This window comes from Maribrevibacterium harenarium (assembly GCF_006385675.1).
In the GTDB taxonomy this organism is placed as follows: domain Bacteria; phylum Pseudomonadota; class Gammaproteobacteria; order Pseudomonadales; family Marinomonadaceae; genus Marinomonas; species Marinomonas harenarium.
Genome location: NZ_VFRR01000002.1, coordinates 164,490 through 186,226, shown reverse-complemented (window position 1 = coordinate 186,226; position 21,737 = coordinate 164,490). Strand labels below are relative to the sequence as shown.

Annotated in this window: 22 protein-coding genes and 1 pseudogene; 5 read left to right on the top strand and 18 right to left on the bottom strand. The window is 50.2% G+C overall.

The features are described from left to right. Window positions 1-6: 6 nt before the first annotated feature. The 15 genes from FJM67_RS02140 to urtA form a co-directional block, all read right to left on the bottom strand. Window positions 7-918 (bottom strand): response regulator transcription factor, encoded by a 912-nt coding sequence (locus FJM67_RS02140; RefSeq protein WP_140587029.1) that lies wholly within the window; start codon window positions 916-918, stop codon window positions 7-9. Between the two features lie 56 nt (window positions 919-974). Beyond that, window positions 975-4,430, bottom strand: a complete 3,456-nt coding sequence (locus FJM67_RS02135; RefSeq protein ID WP_140587028.1) for a hybrid sensor histidine kinase/response regulator — start codon at window positions 4,428-4,430, stop codon at window positions 975-977. 91 nt (window positions 4,431-4,521) lie between these two features. Beyond that, on the bottom strand, window positions 4,522-5,103 hold the full coding sequence (locus FJM67_RS02130) for a HupE/UreJ family protein (RefSeq protein WP_235889961.1): 582 nt from the start codon (window positions 5,101-5,103) through the stop codon (window positions 4,522-4,524). Window positions 5,104-5,177: 74 nt separating this feature from the next. Next, window positions 5,178-5,825, bottom strand: coding sequence for an urease accessory protein UreG (gene ureG / locus FJM67_RS02125; protein WP_140587027.1), 648 nt, complete (start codon window positions 5,823-5,825; stop codon window positions 5,178-5,180). 68 nt (window positions 5,826-5,893) lie between these two features. Next, window positions 5,894-6,571 (bottom strand): urease accessory protein UreF, encoded by a 678-nt coding sequence (locus tag FJM67_RS02120; protein ID WP_140587026.1) that lies wholly within the window; start codon window positions 6,569-6,571, stop codon window positions 5,894-5,896. After that, window positions 6,549-6,995 (bottom strand): urease accessory protein UreE, encoded by a 447-nt coding sequence (ureE, locus tag FJM67_RS02115; protein ID WP_140587025.1) that lies wholly within the window; start codon window positions 6,993-6,995, stop codon window positions 6,549-6,551. The genes FJM67_RS02120 and ureE overlap by 23 nt, the downstream gene beginning before the upstream one ends. A gap of 33 nt (window positions 6,996-7,028) precedes the next feature. Continuing rightward, a complete protein-coding gene (ureC, locus tag FJM67_RS02110) occupies window positions 7,029-8,735 on the bottom strand; it encodes an urease subunit alpha (RefSeq protein ID WP_140587024.1) in 1,707 nt (568 codons plus the stop codon). Window position 8,736: 1 nt separating this feature from the next. Next, window positions 8,737-9,057, bottom strand: a complete 321-nt coding sequence (locus FJM67_RS02105) for an urease subunit beta (RefSeq protein WP_140587023.1) — start codon at window positions 9,055-9,057, stop codon at window positions 8,737-8,739. A gap of 9 nt (window positions 9,058-9,066) precedes the next feature. Beyond that, window positions 9,067-9,369 carry an urease subunit gamma gene (locus FJM67_RS02100; protein ID WP_140587022.1) on the bottom strand — a complete coding sequence of 101 codons (303 nt, stop codon included), beginning with the start codon at window positions 9,367-9,369 and terminating at the stop codon, window positions 9,067-9,069. A gap of 38 nt (window positions 9,370-9,407) precedes the next feature. After that, window positions 9,408-10,298, bottom strand: a complete 891-nt coding sequence (locus FJM67_RS02095) for an urease accessory protein UreD (protein WP_140587021.1) — start codon at window positions 10,296-10,298, stop codon at window positions 9,408-9,410. Then, complete coding sequence (gene urtE / locus FJM67_RS02090; RefSeq protein ID WP_140587020.1) at window positions 10,299-10,988, bottom strand: urea ABC transporter ATP-binding subunit UrtE; 690 nt, start codon at window positions 10,986-10,988, stop codon at window positions 10,299-10,301. It lies immediately after the preceding gene. Between the two features lie 2 nt (window positions 10,989-10,990). After that, window positions 10,991-11,848 carry an urea ABC transporter ATP-binding protein UrtD gene (urtD, locus tag FJM67_RS02085; protein WP_140587019.1) on the bottom strand — a complete coding sequence of 286 codons (858 nt, stop codon included), beginning with the start codon at window positions 11,846-11,848 and terminating at the stop codon, window positions 10,991-10,993. Next, window positions 11,845-12,984: an urea ABC transporter permease subunit UrtC gene (gene urtC, locus FJM67_RS02080; RefSeq protein WP_140587018.1), complete on the bottom strand. Its 1,140-nt coding sequence runs from the start codon at window positions 12,982-12,984 to the stop codon at window positions 11,845-11,847. The genes urtD and urtC overlap by 4 nt, the downstream gene beginning before the upstream one ends. Further along, window positions 12,981-14,516 (bottom strand): urea ABC transporter permease subunit UrtB, encoded by a 1,536-nt coding sequence (gene urtB / locus FJM67_RS02075; protein ID WP_140587062.1) that lies wholly within the window; start codon window positions 14,514-14,516, stop codon window positions 12,981-12,983. Before urtB ends, urtC begins: the two co-directional genes overlap by 4 nt. Before the next feature lie 148 nt (window positions 14,517-14,664). Further along, window positions 14,665-15,951 (bottom strand): urea ABC transporter substrate-binding protein, encoded by a 1,287-nt coding sequence (gene urtA, locus FJM67_RS02070; RefSeq protein ID WP_140587017.1) that lies wholly within the window; start codon window positions 15,949-15,951, stop codon window positions 14,665-14,667. A gap of 217 nt (window positions 15,952-16,168) precedes the next feature. On the opposite strand from urtA, the gene FJM67_RS02065 reads away from it, so the two are divergent. The 5 genes and pseudogenes from FJM67_RS02065 (at window position 16,169) to FJM67_RS02050 (ending at window position 18,901) form a co-directional block, all read left to right on the top strand. After that, a complete protein-coding gene (locus FJM67_RS02065; protein WP_140587016.1) occupies window positions 16,169-16,480 on the top strand; it encodes a cupin domain-containing protein in 312 nt (103 codons plus the stop codon). Window positions 16,481-16,631: 151 nt separating this feature from the next. Next, complete coding sequence (locus FJM67_RS02060; RefSeq protein ID WP_140587015.1) at window positions 16,632-17,036, top strand: DUF6088 family protein; 405 nt, start codon at window positions 16,632-16,634, stop codon at window positions 17,034-17,036. Then, window positions 17,017-17,973: a nucleotidyl transferase AbiEii/AbiGii toxin family protein gene (locus FJM67_RS02055; RefSeq protein WP_140587014.1), complete on the top strand. Its 957-nt coding sequence runs from the start codon at window positions 17,017-17,019 to the stop codon at window positions 17,971-17,973. The genes FJM67_RS02060 and FJM67_RS02055 overlap by 20 nt, the downstream gene beginning before the upstream one ends. A gap of 24 nt (window positions 17,974-17,997) precedes the next feature. Further along, window positions 17,998-18,111, top strand: a pseudogene (locus tag FJM67_RS17720) (cupin); the annotation flags it as partial. 97 nt (window positions 18,112-18,208) lie between these two features. After that, window positions 18,209-18,901 carry a DUF4386 domain-containing protein gene (locus tag FJM67_RS02050; RefSeq protein ID WP_181161406.1) on the top strand — a complete coding sequence of 231 codons (693 nt, stop codon included), beginning with the start codon at window positions 18,209-18,211 and terminating at the stop codon, window positions 18,899-18,901. 55 nt (window positions 18,902-18,956) lie between these two features. Here FJM67_RS02050 and FJM67_RS02045 read toward each other — a convergent pair whose 3' ends face one another. From FJM67_RS02045 to FJM67_RS02035, 3 genes are read right to left on the bottom strand one after another with little or no spacing between them, the layout of a single operon-like run. Next, complete coding sequence (locus FJM67_RS02045; RefSeq protein ID WP_140587012.1) at window positions 18,957-19,748, bottom strand: ABC transporter permease; 792 nt, start codon at window positions 19,746-19,748, stop codon at window positions 18,957-18,959. Next, window positions 19,745-20,632, bottom strand: a complete 888-nt coding sequence (locus FJM67_RS02040; RefSeq protein WP_140587011.1) for an ABC transporter permease — start codon at window positions 20,630-20,632, stop codon at window positions 19,745-19,747. Before FJM67_RS02040 ends, FJM67_RS02045 begins: the two co-directional genes overlap by 4 nt. Further along, the gene (locus tag FJM67_RS02035; protein WP_140587010.1) at window positions 20,625-21,707 is read right to left on the bottom strand and encodes an ABC transporter ATP-binding protein; all 1,083 of its coding nucleotides are present in this window, start codon (window positions 21,705-21,707) and stop codon (window positions 20,625-20,627) included. The genes FJM67_RS02040 and FJM67_RS02035 overlap by 8 nt, the downstream gene beginning before the upstream one ends. Window positions 21,708-21,737: the final 30 nt, after the last annotated feature.

Below are 21,737 nucleotides of genomic sequence, written 5' to 3'. Positions count from 1 at the left end.
TGAAGTTTACACCGCTGACGCAATCAGTCTTAACGCCACCCCCGCGGCTGCGGTGCGGTTTTCGACGCCCAGTTTGGGAAAAATTTGCTCTAAGTGTTTGTTCACGGTGCGCGGGCTCATTTCGAGAATCTCGGCAATCTCTCGATTGGTTTTGCCATTTGCAAGCCAGTGCAGTACCTCGGACTCTCTTTCTGTTAATTGTAGCTCTTGCCGTAACAAGGCTGGGCCGGTCAATCTATCTCCGTCTTCCAATTTAACGAGCGCTTCGGATTGTTCGGTGTACCCCATAAACTTGAGCGCTATCGGATAATCCAAGCCGCTAAGTTTTAGACAATTGCCTTCTTCTGGTTTATGGGCCAACCAATTACGCACTTGGGGAGCAAGTTGCTCTACTTGCCAAGCAGGGGTAATGCGAGCTTTGGCCAATAACGCATGAGCCTGAGGAGTCGCCCAAGCAATTCCGCCAAAGTCACTAAAGGTCATCAAATGCTGCCCAATACTATCTAAAGCCGTTTGGGCGTTATGAGCACGTCTGGCGTTCGTCAAATGCACTCGCATACGTGCTAGCAGCTCATTCGGTTGAATCGGTTTGGTGAGGTAATCTACTCCCCCCGCTTCAAGACCTCGCACGATATCCGTGGTGTCACTCAATCCCGTCATAAAAATTACAGGGATGCTGGACAAGTTGGGGTCCTGTTGCAGCGCTCGGCAGGTTTCAAACCCATCCATATTCGGCATGATAGCATCCAGCAAAATGATGTCAGGGCGAATCCGTTTGGCAATCGTTAAGGCTTGCCGCCCTTCGAGCGCTACTAATACTTCCATGTTGGCCGCCTCCAAGGTGTCATGGATCAGGCTTAGTGCATCCGGTGAGTCGTCAACCACTAATACAATATCGCTTTTTTCGGTAACACTCATGGCTTTGGATTCCTATCTATTCGGTCTGGCATAGCAATATTTTGGTGAAAACAACCCTAAATTCCACGATTTTCGGTTAAATAATCAGCGATAGCATCAAATTGAAAACGCAGATAACGGTCTTCTAATTGTTGTAGATGCCGGTCGTGGATTATGCGCGTCTCGGTTAACTGGTCGAGCACACGACGCACGCCTTTTTTGTAGCCCATTTCCGCAAAGGCCAGCAGTTCACGGACACTCTCATGATCCGGTATCGCTGGTAGCGCTTGTTGATCCGTCGGTTCTGGTGGGAGACTGCGCTCATCGGCCAACACAGGAACGACTTCATCCCCTATCGGTAAGTGGTTCGATTCTGACTCCTGATACACCCACTCAACGACAAGCCATTGCTGTATCGCGTCCAGCAAGTCGCTATTCCTAATGGGCTTCACCAAATATTGATTGAAGGCTCCCTGCTCTTCGGGTTTACGACGACTTTCTTGAGCATCGGCAGACAACATCAAAATAGGCGTAGTGAAGCCTTTCTTTCTCAGTGTTTTTGCCAATGTCAGGCCATCCATTCCCGGCATAGTCACATCAAGGATAAAGAGGTCCGGCGACAAACCTTCCAGGTCATTTAAACAAACTTGTGCATCAGCGGCTTCCACGACATTGAAGCCAATTGGCACCAAAATATCCGCCAGCAGACCACGCACCACGGGGTCATCGTCCACCACCATAATGGTACGCTGGAAGCCACGATAACTAACGATCTTTTTCGATACCGGTGCACCCGTTTCCCCTTGACTCACCCAAGGCAACATGAGGCTCACACGAAACTCGCTGCCCTCCCCCGCTATAGACTTAGCTTGGATATCTCCACCCATAATTTCGGTTAGGAGCTTGACGATGGTTAACCCTAAACCCGTTCCGGGAAGATTGGCTGTACTCACGTCCCGTACCCGCTCGAATGGGTCAAAGATACGCTGTAAGTGTGTCTCTTTAATGCCAAGACCGGTGTCACGAATGACGAACTCGGCGACTTGGTTACGATAATTCACTTCAAACCAAACATTCCCTTTTGGCGTATATTTCACCGCATTTGACAGCAAATTAATCAAAACTTGCCGTAACCGTTTTTCATCTGTGACGACATAATGGGGTAAAGGCGCGAGGATTTTCGCTTGAAAATGAATACCTTTAGCCCGTGCTTGCATAGCGAACATGCTATTCAACTGGTCTATCAAGTTTGGCAAATCCACCGTATTGCGGTACAGGTCAAAGCGCCCCGCTTCGATCTTGGAAATATCGAGTAAGCCCTCAATCAAATCCGCCAAATACAAGCCACTTCGTTGAATGATGTCCAATCCATTTTGGTGACCCGAAGGGGTATTTTCTTTCTCCGCTAGAAGCTGGGCATAGCCGATGATAGATTGCAGGGGCGTGCGTAATTCATGACTTATGCCACTAAGATAACGAGTTTTAGCGTCATTGGCTCGCTCTGCTTGCTCTTTGGCGTCTTGCAGTGCTCGGTCTGTTTCTTGGTGGGCTTCGATCTCACGCATCAATTTTCGCGTCTGTCGATTAGATTCTTTTTGCGCCACTACTCGACTTTCATGGGCCAGTAGAAATAACCAAGATAGAACCCCAGAAACAATGAGCAAAGTAAAGAACAATGCCAGCATAGCTTGCTCAAGTAAGGCGGCCTCATTCGCTGTCACTGGGTCCATTTGCCGATAAATGAGCATCATCAATGCTGCATTAATCACATTAATGACGAACAACAAGGTAACAAATCGGCCTAGCCGTGAGCTAATGGCTCGCACCAGTCGCTTAGGTAGAAAGAGCTTTAAGAAATAATCACTTTGCTCCGCTAAACTTGCCTGGGGTTTACAGCTATCTAGGCAACGTACATCTAGAGAACAACACAGAGAGCAAATCGGCTGCTGATAGGCAGAGCAGAAACTCATGTCTTCCCGTTCAAAGGGGTTTTCACAGATCCCACAGGTCAACGTAACAGTTTTATGGGGGTGTTTGGCTTGCTCGATCTGAATCAAAGGCACCAGCTCTGGGCTTTGCCGGGCGATGTAATATTTTCCTTTGGTCAGCCAAGCGATGACCGGCACGCAAATAAAACACGCTGCCAACGAAATAAAGTGAGACAAGCTGCTGGCCACGTCGCCAAATAAACCTAAATAACTGAGCAAGCCCAATGCGGTTGCAATCAGCATGGAGCCGGTGCCGACTGGGTTAATGTCGTACAAATGGGCACGCTTGAATTCAACGTAGTTTGGACTCAAACCCAACGGTTTATTGATTAACAGGTCAGCCGCAAGACTCCCCAACCAACTGACAGCACTGATGGCAAATACACTTAGGATGGCGCCTAGTGCTTGATAGATGCCCAGCTCCATCAGTAACAAGGCAATGGTCACGTTGAACACCAGCCAGACCACGCGCCCAGGGTGGGAATGGGTCAAGCGCGAGAAGAAATTCGACCATGCGATGGAGCCGGCATAGGCGTTGGTCAGGTTTATTTTCATCTGACAAATAAACACAAATACCGCCGCTAAAATAAGCGCTGTCGTTGGCGAGGTTGTCAAAAACAGAAAGATACGCTGATACAAATAGGTTGGGTCGGTGGCTTGTAACATGGTCGCGCCATCCGAGATCGCTAGGTAGGCCAAAAACGAACCCAGCAGCATTTTCAACGTGCCGATAAAGACCCAGCCAGGGCCCGCCAATATCAACCAAAACCACCAACGTCGCTTGTTTTGTTCCGTTTTTTTAGGAAAAAAGCGCAGGTAATCTACCTGCTCGCCAACTTGTGCCATTAGGGCAAACAGCACGGACGCTGACGCCCCAAATAGTATCCAGTCGAATTCTGATGCTTGCGGTAAATGGCTGGGGGTAAACTGCGTCCAAGCCGAAAAATGCTGATATTCCTGTGTCACCACGACGCCCAAAGCAGCAAATTGCAACACCAGCCACACCCACTGGGTACCATTCTGAAAGCGGCTGATCGCTCGAATGCCATGGGTTACGATAGGGATAACAAACAACGCTGATAGGGCATAACCAAGGGGTAAAGGAATGCCCAGTAATACTTCCAATGCCGAGGCAAGTATCGCCGCTTCAATGGCAAAAAAGATAAAAGTGAAGGTGGCATAGATCAGTGAGGTAATGGTCGAGCCAAAATAACCGAACCCCGCGCCGCGGGTCAGCAAATCAATATCTAAACCATGCTTGGCGGAGTAATAGGCGATGGGAAAGCCAGTGATAAAAAATAGCACCATCACGGTTAAGATAGCGGCAATAGCATTGGTAAAACCATAGCTAAGGGTGATGACCGCTGCCAATCCTTCTAAGGCAAGAAACGCCGCCGCCCCTAACGCGGTATGCCCGATGCGCTCAATACTCATGGTGTGACCCTGCTTAGAGGTATAGCGCAATGCGTAATCCTCTAAAGTTTGGTCAGCGACCCACTTGTTATAGTGGCGGCGTACTTTGAATATTTTCTGGGCTGCGGTCATAGGAGCTCAAACAGGACAACGGGCGTAACCGCCCGCTGTTAGGATTCAAAAGGCCATAATACCAAGTTATGGCTCTACGCGGGGAAACATGTTATGCAATAGCAAGTGCCATGCCAGACAGCGCAATAATCGCACCCGTTATACGCGCCACAAGCGGCGATTGCAGACGTGCCATCCATTGCCCAACGACCACTCCAGCACTGTGCAGCAAAGCGGTAGCCAGTGCAAAACCTACCGCATATTTCGCGCCGGAGGCATCACTTGGCATTTCCAAACCATGGGCGGCCCCATGAAACAACGCAAAGCCTCCCGCTATTGTCATACAAGCCAATAATGGTAGACGTTTGGCAGCTAATACCAAAGCGCCAAAAATAATAACCGAGAGCGAAATACCCTGCTCAATGTAAGGTACGGCAATTCCAGTCATACCCAGTGCACCGCCCAGTAACATAGTACCGACAAAGGCTGCTGGGACGACCCATAACGCACGGCCCCCAAGGCTTGCCGCCCATAGCCCAACTGCCACCATGGCCAATAGATGGTCTAATCCACCCAAAGGGTGGCTAAAGCCCGTCATAAAACTGGCGGTGTGTTCGTGGCCGGTGTGTGCCATAGTCGCGCTTGCTGCCATCGCAACGCTCGCTGTCATAATCGCTTTCATCATGGTTTTCATGGTGTCTCTCCTAACGTAATTGGCGGCGTTACTTTGCCAACGCCGGGGCTCTGTTCTAGTTCGTATCGATCGCGTTAAACCACGGCCTTGGCCGGTGGCAGTTGTTTCGCTTCAAGCATCCCCTCGGCCACAATGAACTGGATGATTTCATCCAAACCCTTTGCCGCTTTCAAATTCGAGAAGACAAACGGACGGGAACCACGCTGGGCTTTGGCATCTTGATCCATGACTTCTAAAGATGCGCCCACTAATGGCGCAAGATCGATTTTGTTGATGATCAAGAGATCAGACTTAGTGATGCCAGGACCACCTTTACGGGGGATTTTGTCACCGGCGGATACGTCAATCACATAGAGGGTCAGATCGGAAAGCTCTGGGCTAAATGTCGCACTTAAGTTGTCACCACCGGATTCCACAAACACCACATCCAGCTCGCCGTGACGATCTAAGAGCTGATCAATGGCGGCTAAGTTCATGGATGCATCTTCACGGATTGCTGTGTGAGGGCAGCCGCCGGTTTCCACACCAATGATGCGATCCGCATCCAAGGCTTCATGACGAGTCAGAAATTTCGCGTCTTCTTGGGTGTAAATATCATTGGTGACCACGGCGATGTTGTAATGCTCGCGCATGGCCGCGCACAAAGAACGCAATAGCGCTGTTTTACCTGACCCCACTGGGCCGCCTACACCAACGCGTAATGTTTGTTTTGGTTTCGTCATTTTCTATTCCTCAAAATCTGTGGTTCAGACGTTTATCTGATTGTTCTCACTGCGGCACTGACACAGTGTTAAGAGCGAAAGAGCCGCGAATATTGGGTTTCATGTAAACAGCTGGCGATGGCAACCGCCGGTAGACCTGCACCAATGTCATCTTGATCAACGCTGTTTGATTGGGTGATGGCATCACTCAATACCGGTTGCAGTTGACCCAGTAAGATTTGGGCCTGGGTCTGACCTAGGGGAACAAGCTTGGTCGCCGCGGCGATTTGGTTTTCCAACCATGACCACGCAAACCCCAAGGCCGCTGTTTCGTATTTGATTTGCCAATGGCTTGCGGTAATGGCAAACAACACCACAAAGCTCACCTCTTCTAAGCGGGAAAACGGCGTTGGAATCGCCAAACTGCGCATTAAACGCGATAGGGCTTCCCCCATGGCGGTATCCGTCAACCTTAGTTCTTTGGTTTCCCGGCAAGCCAAGATCAATTCGTTCAGTTCCACTAACCATCCTTCAGCACCAAGGGAATGGGCATCCATCGCCAAACGCAAAACAGGCAAGTCCACTCGCGCGAGGGACAACATGAGTTGCTGTTGTGTCCAGCTTTCGACCTGAGCCGGTTTGGTTACCCAGCCCTGATCAATGGCGTATTCCAAACCTTGAGAAAAGGCATAGCCCCCTACCGGCAAGCTCACGCTACTCAGCTGCAATAAACGCAGCAGTGCCCTATCCGTGGTGGTGATGGCCATGGCTATAGGCTCCGGATTCTGGATTAAAAATGGCCTCTTCATGGCTCACGACAAGCCCGAGCAGATGCAGCATTTCCTCCAAGACATGGTCTGGCTTGATCCGTAACCAGCGATCTTCCACCTGAACTTTGGTGTGGCGATTGCCAAGGTGGTAACAAGCCTTGGCAAACGTGGTCCAGTCGTCACAACTGGCGTGGGCAACCTCTTCAATCGCCCCGTCTACGCGAATGGTTTTGCCACACTCAGAGCGTAAGTACTCGCCAACCAGCAAGGGCTTGCCACGCTCAAGAAACACGCGAATGTCTTCGCCATTTTCCCCCACGAGCTTTAAACGCCCTCGCTCCCGTTGTTCGTGGCTCAACACCACGGTGGTGTAAATCTCATCATGGCAATGGGTGCCAAGGCGGGTGTAAATATCTAACATAGCGATCCTCCTACCAGATCGTTGCGAACATGCTTAAAACAGGTTGTAAAGTTGCGCCAATGGCAAGCTTTCGGCGGGCTCACAGGTCAACAATTCCCCATCAGCACGAACTTCATAGGTTTGTGGATCGACCGTAATGTTTGGCATCCATGCATTGTGGATCATGTCGTTTTTGCTGATGTTGCGCGTGTTCTTACAGGCCACCAAGGTACGATCAAGCCCAAGGGTTTGCTTGATGCCATTATCTAACGCGGCTTGCGAAACGAACGTTACCGAGGTCGCCGCCGAAGCTTTGCCAAAGGAACCAAACATGGGGCGATAGTGCACCGGCTGTGGTGTTGGGATGGAGGCATTCGGGTCCCCCATCGGCGCACTGGCAATCATGCCACCCTTGATGATCATGGACGGTTTCACCGCGAAGAACGCCGGTTTCCACAGTACAAGATCGGCCAATTTGCCGGGTTCAATAGAACCCACTTCATGGCTAATACCATGGGCAATGGCGGGGTTGATGGTATATTTGGCGATATAACGTTTCGCGCGGAAGTTGTCCGCACCGAGGGCTTGATCCTCGGGTAACAGGCCGAATTGCTGTTTCATCTTGTGGGCAGTTTGCCAAGTCCGCGTCACCACTTCCCCTACACGACCCATGGCTTGAGAGTCAGAGGAAATCATGGAAAAGGCACCTCGATCGTGGAAGATGTCTTCCGCCGCGATGGTTTCTTTACGAATGCGTGAGTCGGCAAACGCCACGTCTTCTGGAATATTGCTGTCCAAGTGATGGCACACCATCAACATGTCGAGATGCTCATCCACGGTATTGTGGGTGTAAGGACGTGTTGGGTTAGTGGAAGAAGGCAGCACATTGGCATAGCCTGCGGCACGGATAATATCCGGCGCGTGGCCACCGCCCGCTCCTTCTGTGTGATAGGTATGAATCACGCGGTCTTTGAAGGCACCGATGGTGCTGTCAACAAAGCCAGATTCATTCAAGGTATCCGTGTGAATCGCTACCTGCACGTCGTACTTTTCCGCAACCGACAAACAGCAATCAATGGAGGCTGGCGTGGTGCCCCAGTCTTCATGCAGCTTCAAACCACAGGCACCCGCTTCGAGCTGTTCTTCGAGCGCGTCTGGCAGACTGGCGTTACCTTTACCGAGGAATCCAAGGTTCATGGGCATGCTGTCAGTGGCTTGCATCATTTTGCCAAGATACCAAGGACCCGACGTACAGGTTGTGGCGTTAGTGCCGGTGGCTGGGCCAGTACCACCACCAATCATGGTGGTCACGCCGGAGGTCAATGCCTCTTCAATTTGTTGTGGGCAGATAAAGTGAATGTGCGCATCAATACCACCGGCGGTCAAAATCGAACCTTCACCGGCGATCACTTCCGTACCCGGGCCGACCACAATATCCACGTTGTCTTGCACGTCCGGGTTACCCGCTTTACCCACTTTGAAAATGCGACCGTTTTTTACGCCCACATCGCCTTTCACAATCCCCCAATGATCAATAACCAAGGCATTGGTAATCACCAAATCGACGGCGATATCGTTCGTCACTTGGCTTTGTCCCATGCCATCACGAATCACTTTACCGCCGCCAAATTTCACTTCGTCCCCATAGGTCGTGAAGTCTTTTTCCACTTGGATCCAAAGGTCGGTATCCCCTAAGCGCACACGATCGCCGGTGGTAGGGCCGAACATTTGTGCATAGCTGTGTCTGTCCATGGTCGCCATATTAGTTGCCCCCTTCTGTGAGTTGTCCCATCACTTCACCACGGAAGCCATAGATGGTTTTGGTGCCGGCGTATTCCACTAACTCCACTTCACGACCTTGACCCGGTTCGAAACGAACGGCGGTGCCAGAGGCAATATTGAGGCGATAGCCTTTGGCCTGCTCACGTTCAAATACCAATGCCGGATTCACTTCGTAAAAATGGTAATGGGAGCCAATTTGCACCGGGCGGTCGCCGGTGTTTTCCACACGCAATGTCAGCGTTTTGCGACCTTCGTTTAGATTGATCACCCCGTCGGCGACCTGAATTTCACCTGGAATCATGTTGCCTCCTTAGTTAATCGGGTTGTGTACCGTGACCAGTTTGGTGCCATCTGGGAAGGTGGCTTCAACCTGAACTTCGTGGATCAAGTCCGCCACTCCATCCATCACCTGATCGATACTGAGTAGGGTTTTGCCGTAAGACATCAGCTCGGCCACGGTCTTGCCATCGCGGGCCCCTTCGATAATTTCCATGGTGATATAGGCCATGGCCTCGGGGTAATTCAGTTTTAACCCTCGATTCAAGCGGCGTTCAGCCAACAAGGCGGCGGTAAACACCAGCAGCTTGTCTTTTTCTCTTGGTAGTAATTCCATCGTTTCACCCTTTTATTTTGACGTTGGTGGCTATGGGTTCAGGTCGCCCAAATGCGCGGCGCACAGGCGTTTTTTTCGATTAATGCTGGGCGTAACCACTGCCAGCACTGACTAAATAAGCGTTTCATCTGCTCACTGTCGTGGCCTAAGCTGCGCACCACAACAAACTCATCCACTAAGGTCACGCCGGACAAACCATCTCCGAGTTCACATAGTTGGCGCAGGGTCGTAATCACGTCGTCTTTGATGTGAATAAACGGCCCAGCCACCAGAAGCCCATTCACTGGGTTCCCTTGCAATCCGGCGATGGCTTTCATCATGTCTTGGCTGTGTTGATTCACGATCAAGCGCTCCCGTAGTCGTAAGCGCCCATCGAGACGAATGTCGAAGGTTTGATCCGCTTGTCCGACCCCGAAATCCAACCGATTGGCAGGCAAGCCAAAACAGGTGATTTCCCAGCCAATAAAGCGAGCATTCCCATGCAACAAGACTTGGTTGCTGAGCGCGGTATTGGCATCGGGATAGAGAATGGTTTCTTGTGGTAGCCATTCCATAATGGCTTGGTCGGGCACATTGAGTCGCGTGGTTTGGCGCTGCAAGGTGCGGTCGGGGCGAGCTTTGTAAACACGGCCAGCCCCCGGCGTAGTGATCAATACATGGGTATCCGCCACTTGATTGGATTCAATAACCAATTCGTCACCTGAAACCAAACCGCCCGGCGGATGCAGCAGATACACATGCGCCGTGTCTTTCCCTTCTGGGTAGAAGGGTTTTTGCACATACAAAGGTCCCTTATGGTCACAGGTTTTGAGCACCGTCCCACGGGCATTTTGCACGAAGCCTAACCGCAGATAGGCTTGCCATTGACTGGCGGATGTCACGTCGTCAATGGCTGTTAATTGGGTATCGGTCAGAATATCTGGGGCCATCTACACCGCCAAATACTGTTTGATCAGGTCGTCATTGAGGTTTTCCATCTTGTCAGCGGCGACAATGCGGCCTTTTTCCATCAGACGAAATTCCTTACCGACACGGCGGGCAAAACCGAGTTTTTGCTCGATCAGAATCACCGTCAGCCCTTCTTCGGCATTCAGCTTCAAAATGACATCACCGATTTGTTTGACGATATTGGGCTGAATCCCTTCATTAGGTTCATCGAGAATCAGCACTTTAGGTTCCAGCACCAAGGCACGACCAATGGCCAATTGCTGCTGTTGTCCGCCGGATAAGTCACCGCCCCGGCGATGCAGCATTTCTTTCAATACTGGGAACAGTTCGAAGATTTTTTCGGGAATCTCTTTTTTGCCTTTCACCGGCAAACCGATGCGAAGGTTTTCTTCCACCGTCAGCATGGGGAAAATATCGCGGCCTTGGGGCACATACCCAATACCGGCGTAGGCTCGGCGCTCAGCACTTTGCTTATGCAATGGTTCGCCGGTCATGGTGATCTCACCGCTTTGAATCGGCAGCAATCCCATAATAGCCTTCATCAAGGTCGTTTTACCGACCCCATTGCGCCCCATGATGCAGGTAATGGAACCCGGCTCGATGTCTAAATCCAAATCCCAAAGAATCTGCGTGCCACCGTACAACTGACTGACCTTTTTCATCGAAATCATGGTTATGCCTCCGCTGCTTCTTCGCCGAGGTATACCTCGATGACGTCTTTGTTGTTTTGAATTTGATCCATGGTGCCTTCGGCCAACACCGAGCCTTGGTGTAACACGGTGACAGTACGGGCGATGCTGCGCACAAATTCCATATCGTGCTCGACCACGATCACGGTGCGTTCACCGGCAAGGGAGGTAAGCAGCTCTGCGGTGCGCTCTGTCTCTTGTGCGGTCATGCCCGCAACCGGTTCATCAATCAGTAGCAAACGCGGATCGGACACCAGCAACATGCCGATTTCCAGCCATTGCTTCTGGCCATGGGACAAGGCGCCCGCCTTCATAAAGCGTTGTTCTTTTAAACCAATGATGGCCAACACTTCGTCAATGCGGTCGATCTCGCTGGGGGATAGTCGAGAGAACAGCGTTGGCAATACGCGTTTGTCGGTTTTGAGAGACAGCTCCAAATTGTCGAACACGGTTTGCTCTTCAAACACGGTCGGCTTTTGGAACTTACGGCCAATACCTAATTGCGCAATATCAGCTTCGTCTTTCGTCAATAAGTTATGAGTTTGACCGAAGTACACCGAGCCGGAATCTGGCTTGGATTTCCCAGTAATCACATCCATCAAGGTGGTTTTACCGGCACCATTGGCACCGATCAAACAGCGCAGTTCACCATCTTTTACATACAAGTTCAGGTCATTTAGCGCTTTAAACCCATCAAAACTCAGATTTAACCCTTCCACATACAGGATCATTTGGTTCGATACATCGACCTTGGTGGCCGCCTCCGGCGTAAGGAAAGGCCACACCTGATCCCGGCGAAACGTCTCCCGTAAGCCTTGCAGAGATTGATCAAATGGATTCATGAATGCGCCTCCTGTTGAGCCGATTTAGTGGGACGGCGTTTGGCGCTCAATTGGCCATACAGACCGATCAACCCTTTGGGTAAATACAAGGTCACTAGGACAAATAAGGCACCAAGGGCGAACAACCAGCCATCCGGCATGATGGCGGTGAAGCGGGTTTTGGCGTAGTTGACCAGCAAGGCGCCGATGATGGCCCCAATCAAGGTGCCTCGACCGCCAACGGCGACCCAGATCACCACTTCGATGGAGTTAATAGGCGAAAACTCACCGGGGTTAATGATGCCCACCTGTGGCACGTATAGAGCACCGGCGACCGCAGCGATCACTGCCGAGTAAACGAACAACCAGACTTTGTAGCGTTCGGTGCGGTAGCCGATGAAACGGGTGCGAGCTTCGGCATCACGGATTGCTAACGTCACCTTGCCTAAGCGCGATGACAGGATACGTTGGCTCAACACCAACACGATGGCCAGCATCAGCGCGGTAATGATGAACAGCGAAACGCGGGTACTGTCTGCCTGTAAATCGAAGCCCAACAGCTCTTTGAAATCGGTCAAACCGTTGTTGCCGCCAAAGCCCATTTCGTTACGGAAAAACGCCAGCAACAAGGCATAGGTTAGGGCTTGCGTCATGATGGATAAGTACACGCCAGTCACTCGCGAGCGGAACGCCAACCAACCAAACACAAACGCCAGCAGTCCAGGGACAACCACCGCCATCAACATGGCGAACCAGAACTGATCCATACCAAGCCAAAACCAAGGTAACTCTTGCCAATCCAAGAACACCATAAAGTCTGGCAGCAGCGGGTTACCGTAAACCCCACGGTCGCCAATCTGACGCATCAAATACATGCCCATGGCGTAGCCACCGAGGGCGAAGAAGGCGCCATGTCCCAAACTCAAAATACCGCAGTAGCCCCAAATAATGTCCACCGCGAGGGCCAACATGGCGTAACACAAATATTTCCCTAGCAAGGTGATGCTGTAAGTGCTCACATATAGGGCGGAGTCTTGTGGTAACAGCAAATTGGCAGCCGAAGCCAATACTGTCACCGCCAGCAGAAGGATCACGAACGGCAAGGTGTATTTGCCCGATGAGCGCCCTTCTGAAAACCAATTGATCAGTTTGCTCATTCTGCGGCTCTCCCTTTTTGTGGGAACAGTCCTTTAGGACGTTTTTGAATAAAGAGGATGATGAAGACCAGCACCAAGATGGCGGCCAATACCGCACCTGTAGTGGGCTCCAAGAACTTATTGGCAATACCTAGGGTGAAGGCGGCGACCAATGTGCCGAGCAAATTACCCACACCACCAAACACCACCACCATAAAGGAATCGATGATGTAGGCTTGACCAAGGTTTGGCCCGACGTTAGTTAATTGGGACAAGGCAACCCCGGCGATCCCCGCGATACCAGACCCCAAACCAAAGGTCATGGCGTCGACCCATTCGGTTTTCACGCCCATGGCTTTGGCCATGCTGCGGTTTTGTGAGACTGCGCGCACGTTTAGACCCAAAGAGCTTTTTTTCAAGATCAACACCAGCGCCAAGAACACCAACAGCGAAAAGGCAAGGATGTATAGACGGTTCAAGGTGAGCGAAAGCACTGGGTTAATTTCCCACGAACCACTCATCCAACTTGGTGTTGAAACTTGGCGGTTAAGGGGAGAGAAAATGGTTCGCACCAGTTGTTGTAAGATCAAACTGATCCCGAACGTCGCTAACAGGGTCTCAAGTGGACGGCCATGCAGACGGCAAATCACCAATCGCTCGATCAGTACACCCATCAATCCGGACACCAAAAACGCCGCTGGAATGGCGACCCAAATGGAATAATCGATGTAGTTCGGCATGATCAACTGCACCACGTAGGTGGTGTAAGCGCCCAACATGATCATTTCGCCGTGGGCCATATTGATCACGCCCATGACCCCAAAGGTGATGGCCAAACCAATGGACGCTAACAGCAATACCGAGCCCAAGCTCAAACCAAAAAACAGCTGATCCACTAAGGCGTAGCGCTCGACTTGCTGATTGATACTCACAAGTGCCTTGGACGCTGCTTTGGCAATATCGGCATTCCCATCGTTTTGCAGTTTCACTAAGACATTGCGTACATCGTTTTCAAGACTGTCGCCAAGTTGGTCGATTGCGCCCAAACGCACGCTGACCGCGTTGTCTTTTTGTTGCGCAGTATGGAGTGCCAACGCTGTGCTCATCATGGCTTTCACGTCAGCATTGGCTTCGTTAGGGTAAAGACTTTCTAGGGTCGCTACCGTTTCGTCATCCAGCTCCGTCAACAGTTCACGCACGGCCCCTTCACGGACTGTAGCATTGCTGGATGTTAATTGAATTCGTGCTATCACGCCGCGCAACATTCCGCGCAACTTATTGTTAACTTTGATCTTTTTGACATCTTTGCTGGTGATACCAGCTACTATGTCACCGCTGAATGGGTCTTGGTAGGTTTCCGCGCCATTCACCTCAACTTCTACAACCAAAGTGGCGTCGGATGTTTGGTAATGCAGATCACCGGCCAACCAAGCACGAAACACCGGTAACAGCTCTTCCCCGCCTTGGGTTTCTAACTGCTCGACTAAATCGGGTAATTTAGATAGTTTGGTTTCGGTCAGCTCTACTAGGAGTGACTGAGTCGTACTATTCATGGCAAAGGCAGATGATGTGCCCAACACCAAGAACAGACAGAAAGAGAGAAATGCTTTCAAAGTGATTCTCCAGGATTGGTCAGTGGGGCTTGAAAAAATGGCTCCTAGCTATCTAGGAGCCGAGTTTTAACCCTGGGATAAGGCCAAATTAGTAGTTCTGACCAGAACAAGTTTTGGTTTTGGTGTTGTAGTTGCCGCATTTCACTGGATCCGTCCAATCAGCGATCAGGTCTTTTGACCCAGGCAGGAAGTCAGACCAAGCATCACCGGGTACCACGCCTTCCGTTTCCCAAACGGTTTCAAACTGACCGTCGTCTTGGATTTCGCCGATTAAAACAGGCTTACTCAGGTGGTGGTTTTTATTCATCACCGCGATACCACCAGTTAGGTTTGGCGTTTCTTGGCCAATCATGGCTTGCTCAACCGCATCTACATCGGTCGTACCTGCTTCAGTCACAGCATTTGCCCACATATTGAAGCCGATATAAGTCGCTTCCATTGGGTCGTTGGTGACACGATCAGGATTGTTGGTGAAAGCTTTCCACTGGGTAATAAAGGCTTCGTTTTCTTCTGTTTCAACACTTTGGAAATAGTTCCAAGCCGCCAAGTGACCAACCAATGGGCCAGTGTCTAGGCCAGAAAGCTCTTCTTCACCCACAGAGAAAGCCACTACAGGAATGTCTTCAGACGAGATACCTTGGTTGCCTAGCTCTTTGTAGAAAGGCACGTTGGCGTCACCGTTGATGGTAGATACAACAGCGGTTTTCTTACCGGCTGAACCGAATTTCGCAATATCAGACACAATTGACTGCCAGTCAGAGTGACCGAATGGCGTGTAATTGATCATGATGTCTTCTTCCGCGACACCCATGTCTTTTAGGTAAGCTTCCAGAATTTTGTTGGTAGTACGTGGGTAAACGTAGTCAGTACCGGCCAGCACCCAACGCTCAACACCAAGCTCTTCTTTTAGGTAGTTAACCGCTGGGATGGCTTGCTGGTTTGGCGCTGCACCTGTGTAGAACACGTTTTTAGACGACTCTTCGCCTTCGTACTGAACGGGGTAAAACATCAAGCCGTTCAATTCCTCGATAACAGGAAGCACAGACTTACGCGATACCGATGTCCAGCAACCGAAAATCACATCAACTTTATCTTTCGTTAGCAACTCACGGGCTTTCTCTGCAAATAGCGGCCAGTTAGAAGCTGGGTCCACCACCACTGCTTCCAATTTCTTACCTAACAAACCACCTTTCTTGTTCTGCTCTTCCACCATCATCAAGACAGTGTCTTTTAGCGTCGTTTCAGAAATCGCCATGGTGCCTGAAAGGGAGTGCAATACACCGACTTTGATGGTGTCTTCTGCTGCCATAGAAGGCAGCGCAACGAAAGTCGCACCGGAAAGAGCAATCGCAGCCGCGAGAGATTTGATTTTCATGATTGAAGCCGTCCTATGTGATTTTGATGTTATGGGCTAACCCAAGATGCTAGGGGTAGGAGCTAATAGCACCCTGAGTCAGTAAACCCAGTATTCAAAAATCAAGGCAGAAGCGGTATGCGCCAAATACCCTAGGGATATACGTCATTTGACGTAGGGATGGCGTTTTTGCCGCCGTGGACCTAGTATCAGATGCCATCACAATGGAGAGAAAGCCATGAACATCATCCGCAGCAAAGACTTCACCGCCGACCGTGCTTGGGGCGCAAAAGACATCGCCAATATGAACGGCATCACCACCCGCTTGCATTGGACTGATCAGCCCTACAAGTGGCACATCAATGATGGGGAAGAAGTGTTTGTGGTGCTCGATGGCGTGGTGGAGATGTTTTACAAAGACGCCGGCGAAGAAAAGTCCACCCTACTCCACATGGGTGATATCTTCTACGCCAGCATCGGCACCGAACACGTGGCTCACCCGAGGGGAGAGGCTCGTGTACTGGTCATCGAGACCGAAGGGAGTGTTTAGTAAGGGAGATAGTTACGCAAAAAACTACATCTCTGACGCCACCGGCTACGTGGATAAACTGCAAGTCAGTTACATCTAAATGTCGTATTTTTGCTTTTGAGAAATGTCGTATTTTTGTCTATTATATAGGCGGAATTAACGAGGTGATGTCATGACCATTCAAAGCAGAATACAATATCGAGTAAAGCGCTCGAAGCGTTCTGTGTTCATGCGCTCAGACTTTAAAGATATTGCCGATTACGACCAAGTAGGACGTTGTTTAAGGCAACTTGTTAGCGAAGGCTTACTGATAAAAATCAGCTATGGACTATACGTCAGAGCGCGCATAAATAGGATCACGGGTAAACCAATGCCAGATAATCCAGCGGGTTCAGATGGCGTTATGATGGAAGCACTTGAGAGACTCAATGTTGCATACTCTGTTGATGAAGTATCGCAATCAAGCCTTTCGGGTAATAGCACTCAAATCCCTGCCAAGATAAAAGTGACACCAAGCAGCCCCCGCTTTACACGTAAGATCAAAGTAGGAAGCCAGAGTGTCAACGAACTTCGATAACTCTCTCTTCGTTGATATTGCCGATGCCATAGGGCTTGGCAACCCCGCCATTGTCGAAAAAGATTACTACGTCGTCGAGTTGCTAAAACTGATTTCCACCATTGATCTGGACTACCATCAGATAGTATTTTCAGGTGGTACGGCATTAGCAAAGTCTGCCATCAAGACATACAGAATGTCCGAGGATATAGACCTCAAGCTGGTGCCAAAGCCAAACTACCCAGATGTTTCATCACGTAACGCAGGCAGAAATGCTCGCAAGAAAGTCAAACAACGTGTAGAGCTTCTGCTTGAACAAAGCCGTTTATTTTCAATAGAAGGCACGCCTGACATAAAAAATGAATACCGCTATTCAGCCTTTGAAATAAAGTATCCGCAGGCTCACCAACAAGCACCTTGCCTTCGACCTTTTATCAAGCTGGAGTTGATTGAATCAACGACGCTTAGCCCACCGGAAAAAAGACGTGTCCAATCGATTTATTCGGAAGTGCTAACACAACCTGATCAAACTATCGAAATGGACTGTGCCGCCATAATCGACACGCAAGCCGAGAAATTGGTGTCAATGCTACGAAGAACAGCCAGCTCCAGTCGGAATCAAAACCGAGTCGACGACGAAGCGCTCATCAGGCATGTCTACGACACTTATCACATCCAAATGGCCGAGCCTTCCAATATAAAAATGCTCGCGACTCTCGTTAGCAGAGTCATCAAAGCTGACATTCAACAATACGGCAATCAACACTCTCAATTAGTCGAATCGCCACTGGACGAACTGAGTTTCGGGTTAGAACAGCTCCTGAATAACAAGTTATATGCAGAGCGGTACAATAAGTATGTCAGCCCTATGGTATATGCGGAACATCCTGTCTCTTGGCAGGATGCTCTGGCCGTTTTCAACACGTTAGCGCACGATGTCTTTAAAGAAATGACATAAGGCGACCTAAAGGGCCGCTTTACATCACTCCTACTGCACGTGGGTAATATCTTCTACGCCAGCATCGGCACCGAACACGTGGCTCACCCGAGGGGAGAGGCTCGTGTACTGGTCATCGAGACCGAGGGGAGTGTTTAGCCATACATTTTTGCATACCCATTCTACATCCCTGCCAGATCCTTTTTGAGTGAGTTCTCTTTAGACTTCCTCCTATTCACAGCCAATGGGGGGAGTTATGTCGACCAATTTCGTTACTATTCAAAAAGATGCCCGCATTGCGGGGATGTTGTATCTATTACTGATACCACTAGGAGTTATGGGGATTTTGTATATCCCTGATATGTTGTTAGGTGGATTGCCACCGGCAGGGATGTTTGCTGTGTTGCAGGTAAATGGCGACGCTCTGCGGCTCAGTATTTTTTGTGCTTTGCTCATTCAGATGGTGCAGATGCCGTTGGCCTATTACCTCTACAAGGTATTGCGCCCTGCCAGTGAGTTTTATGCCCGTCTGATTATTATCTGTGTAGCATTTGCCGTGCCGATTGCCTTGGTAAATGAGTTATTTAGCTTTGCGGCATTGCTACTTACCACTGAGCCAGAGCTATTTAGTCAGTTCACCCATGGGCAGCAGGTGCAGATGTTGGCGCTGCTACTAAAGCTCCACGAAGGGGGTATTATGATTGCCCATATCTTCTGGGGATTGTGGTTGCTGCCGCTGGGTTACGCCATTATTAAAGCGGCGTATCTCCCTAGCTTTATTGGCTATTTATTGTTGTTAGCAGGCGTGGGTTACCTAGCAGATACGGGGATTTGGATCTTGCTGCCAGAGATGGAGCCAATGGTGGCGGATTACACCTTTATCGGTGAAGTGATCCTGCCATTGTGGTTGCTGATTCGGGGGGTGAAACCGCTGAAAGCAGGTCTCTAAACATGCCCCCTCCAAAGATTATCAATCTTTGGAGGGGGGTCAAACCGGAATGAAATTAACCTTCCTGCTCCCTCCGGCGTTTCCATTCATACACCACGGCAAGTACGACCGTGAGTAGGATCATCACCAAGCCCAAAGCATTTACCGCCGGTGTTAAGCCGGTGCGAACTTTAGAGGCGATGTAGACCGTCAGGGTAGTGTCGTAGCCTTTTACAAACAGGGTTGTGTTGTAGTTTTCAAAGGATTGTAAAAAGGCGATCGCCGCAGCGGAGAAGATCGCGGGCTTAAGGTAAGGCAACATAATACGGGTGAAGGTTTGCCAAGTACTGGCGCCGAGGCTAAGTGCAGCCTGTTCCAAGGTGCGATCAAACCGTTGTAAGCGGGCCAATACCATCAGCATCACATAGGCAGCGATAAAGGTGGTTTGTGCAATCACCGTCAGCACAATGCCGCCATTTACCGACAAACCACGCCAAAAGATCAGGGTCGAGATACCGACAATAACCCCCGGTGTGAGCAGTGGTGACATCATTAGGGAATACAGGAAGGTTTTACCTTTCCCCTCGACGGTGGATAAAAACAAAGCGCAACTGACACCGATGGGAACGGCGACAATCAGCACGCCAGCCGCAACGATGATGCTGTTGCCTAAGGCATCCCACATGGCACCATCTTGGGCTAGGGCGTCAAACCATTTTAGGGTCGCGCCTTTCCAAGGGGATACCGTCGGAAAACGGCTGTCATTGAAAGTAGCCAAGCCCATAATGATCAATGGGGTGAACAAATACAGGAAAAAGACGCCGAGATAGAAGCGGATCGCGTATTTTAGCAAGGTTTCGGATTTCATCGTGCAATGTCCCCCAAGCCCACTTTAAACACTTTCATCACCAGCCCGATGAAACCAATACAAATAATCAGCAACAAGAAGGCATAGGCCGCCCCCTGATTCCAGTCTCCGCCTTCGAAAAACCAGTTATAGATGATCTGGGTAAACCAGCGGCTTCCCGGCGACCCGAGCAAGGCGGGGACCGCATAGCTTCCTGCCGCCAGCATAAAAGTCATGATACAACCGGTGGCAATGCCCGGTTTGGCATGGGGAATAATGACCCGATAATGGGTGCGAACCCAACCGGCTCCGAGGTTGCGGGCTGCTTTAATTTGATTGCTATCGAGACTTTCAATGGCGTTATAAATTGGAAAAATCATAAACAGAATGTAGGCATATACCATCCCGATGAGAACGCCCCCATCACCGGATAAAAAGCGAATCGGTCGCGTAATGAGTCCGAGCTCTAGTAGCAACGCATTTAGCGGACCCTTGTAGGCCAAAATGATGTACCAGGAAAAAGTACGCAGTATCTCGTTGATCCAAAAGGGAATAATAAGCAGCAACAGGAATAAAGCGGCCTGCCTTGGGGTGGCGACTTTTGCCAAATAAAAGGCGATTGGGTAACTGACCACTAAAGTCAAAAAAGTCACCAACACACTCGACCAAATGGTCTTGAAGAAGATACCCAAGTGAATAGTGTTGCCAAACAAGGTGATGTAGTTGTCCAGCGTGTAGCTATCTTTTGGACCACCGATCTCGGCTGGCAGCAGGTTCGGTTTAAATGAGTAATCCACCATCAGTAGCTGTGGCAGAATCACCATTCCGATCAACCAAATGGCGATTAAACCGATTATGCCAGCTGCCAGCGGTGCGCCGAAGCGTTGCTTGAGGTGACTAAACATCGCTAGCCTCCCCGGCGATAACCACCGCATCTCGAGCATTAAAACCAAGGTGCAAGCGGTATCCAGCACTCATATCAGGCGTATATTGATTGGCATGGAGCTGTACCGCGAGGTTTTGACCATTTTCTGCCAGACTGTTTAGTGTCAGGTAAGAGCCTTCAAAATTGACTTCGTCCAAGGTTACAGGCAGCACAAATTCAAACTGCTCTCCCATATGCAAAGATTCTGGACGGATAAAGAGCGTGGCGGTACTACCGACGGCTAACGCGGTATCAGAACGCCCGGCTAAGCGCCCGAGTTTTCCCCCATCAATAACCACTTCCCCGGCATGACTTTCTAGCACTTTACCGGTGATTCCGTTATTTTCGCCGACGAAGGACGCCACAAAAGGAGTTTTCGGGTTTTGGTACAAAGCGATAGGGTCATCCACTTGCTGCAACTTACCCGCCGACATAACCGCCACTCGGTCCGACATGGTGAGGGCTTCCCCTTGGTCGTGGGTAATGTAGATAAAGGTAATACCGGTTTTTCGCTGAATCTCTTTCAGCTCGGTGCGCATATGCTGGCGTAGTTTTAGATCCAAGGCGGACAGCGGCTCATCCAGCAGTAGTACTTGTGGCTCTACCGCGAGAGCCCGGGCAATAGCGATACGCTGCTTTTGACCGCCGGAGAGTTCCAACACTTTCTTGTTACCGCTGCCTTCTAACGCGACCAACTCCAATAAGCGGTCGGAGGTTTTCCTGCGCTCCGCTTTGCTGACACCGCGAACTTCCAGACCGAATTCGATATTTTCCGCTACCGTCATCAGGGGAAAGAGTGCCAGATTCTGGAAAATCATCGAGGTTGGGCGCTTATTGGCCGGAACACCGCGCATATCTTGCCCGCCAATTTTAACTGCCCCTTGGGTCGGCTCTAGAAAGCCACTCACCATATTTAAAATAGTGGTTTTACCGCAGCCAGAGGGCCCTAAAAAGCTAAAAAACTCACCAGATTGGATCAGCAAATCCATCTGTTGTACGGCGGTAAAATCACCAAATTGCATGACCACGTTATCTAAATGAACGCTGCTGTCCATGTTGCCTCTCGATTATTCGTTATTCTTAAT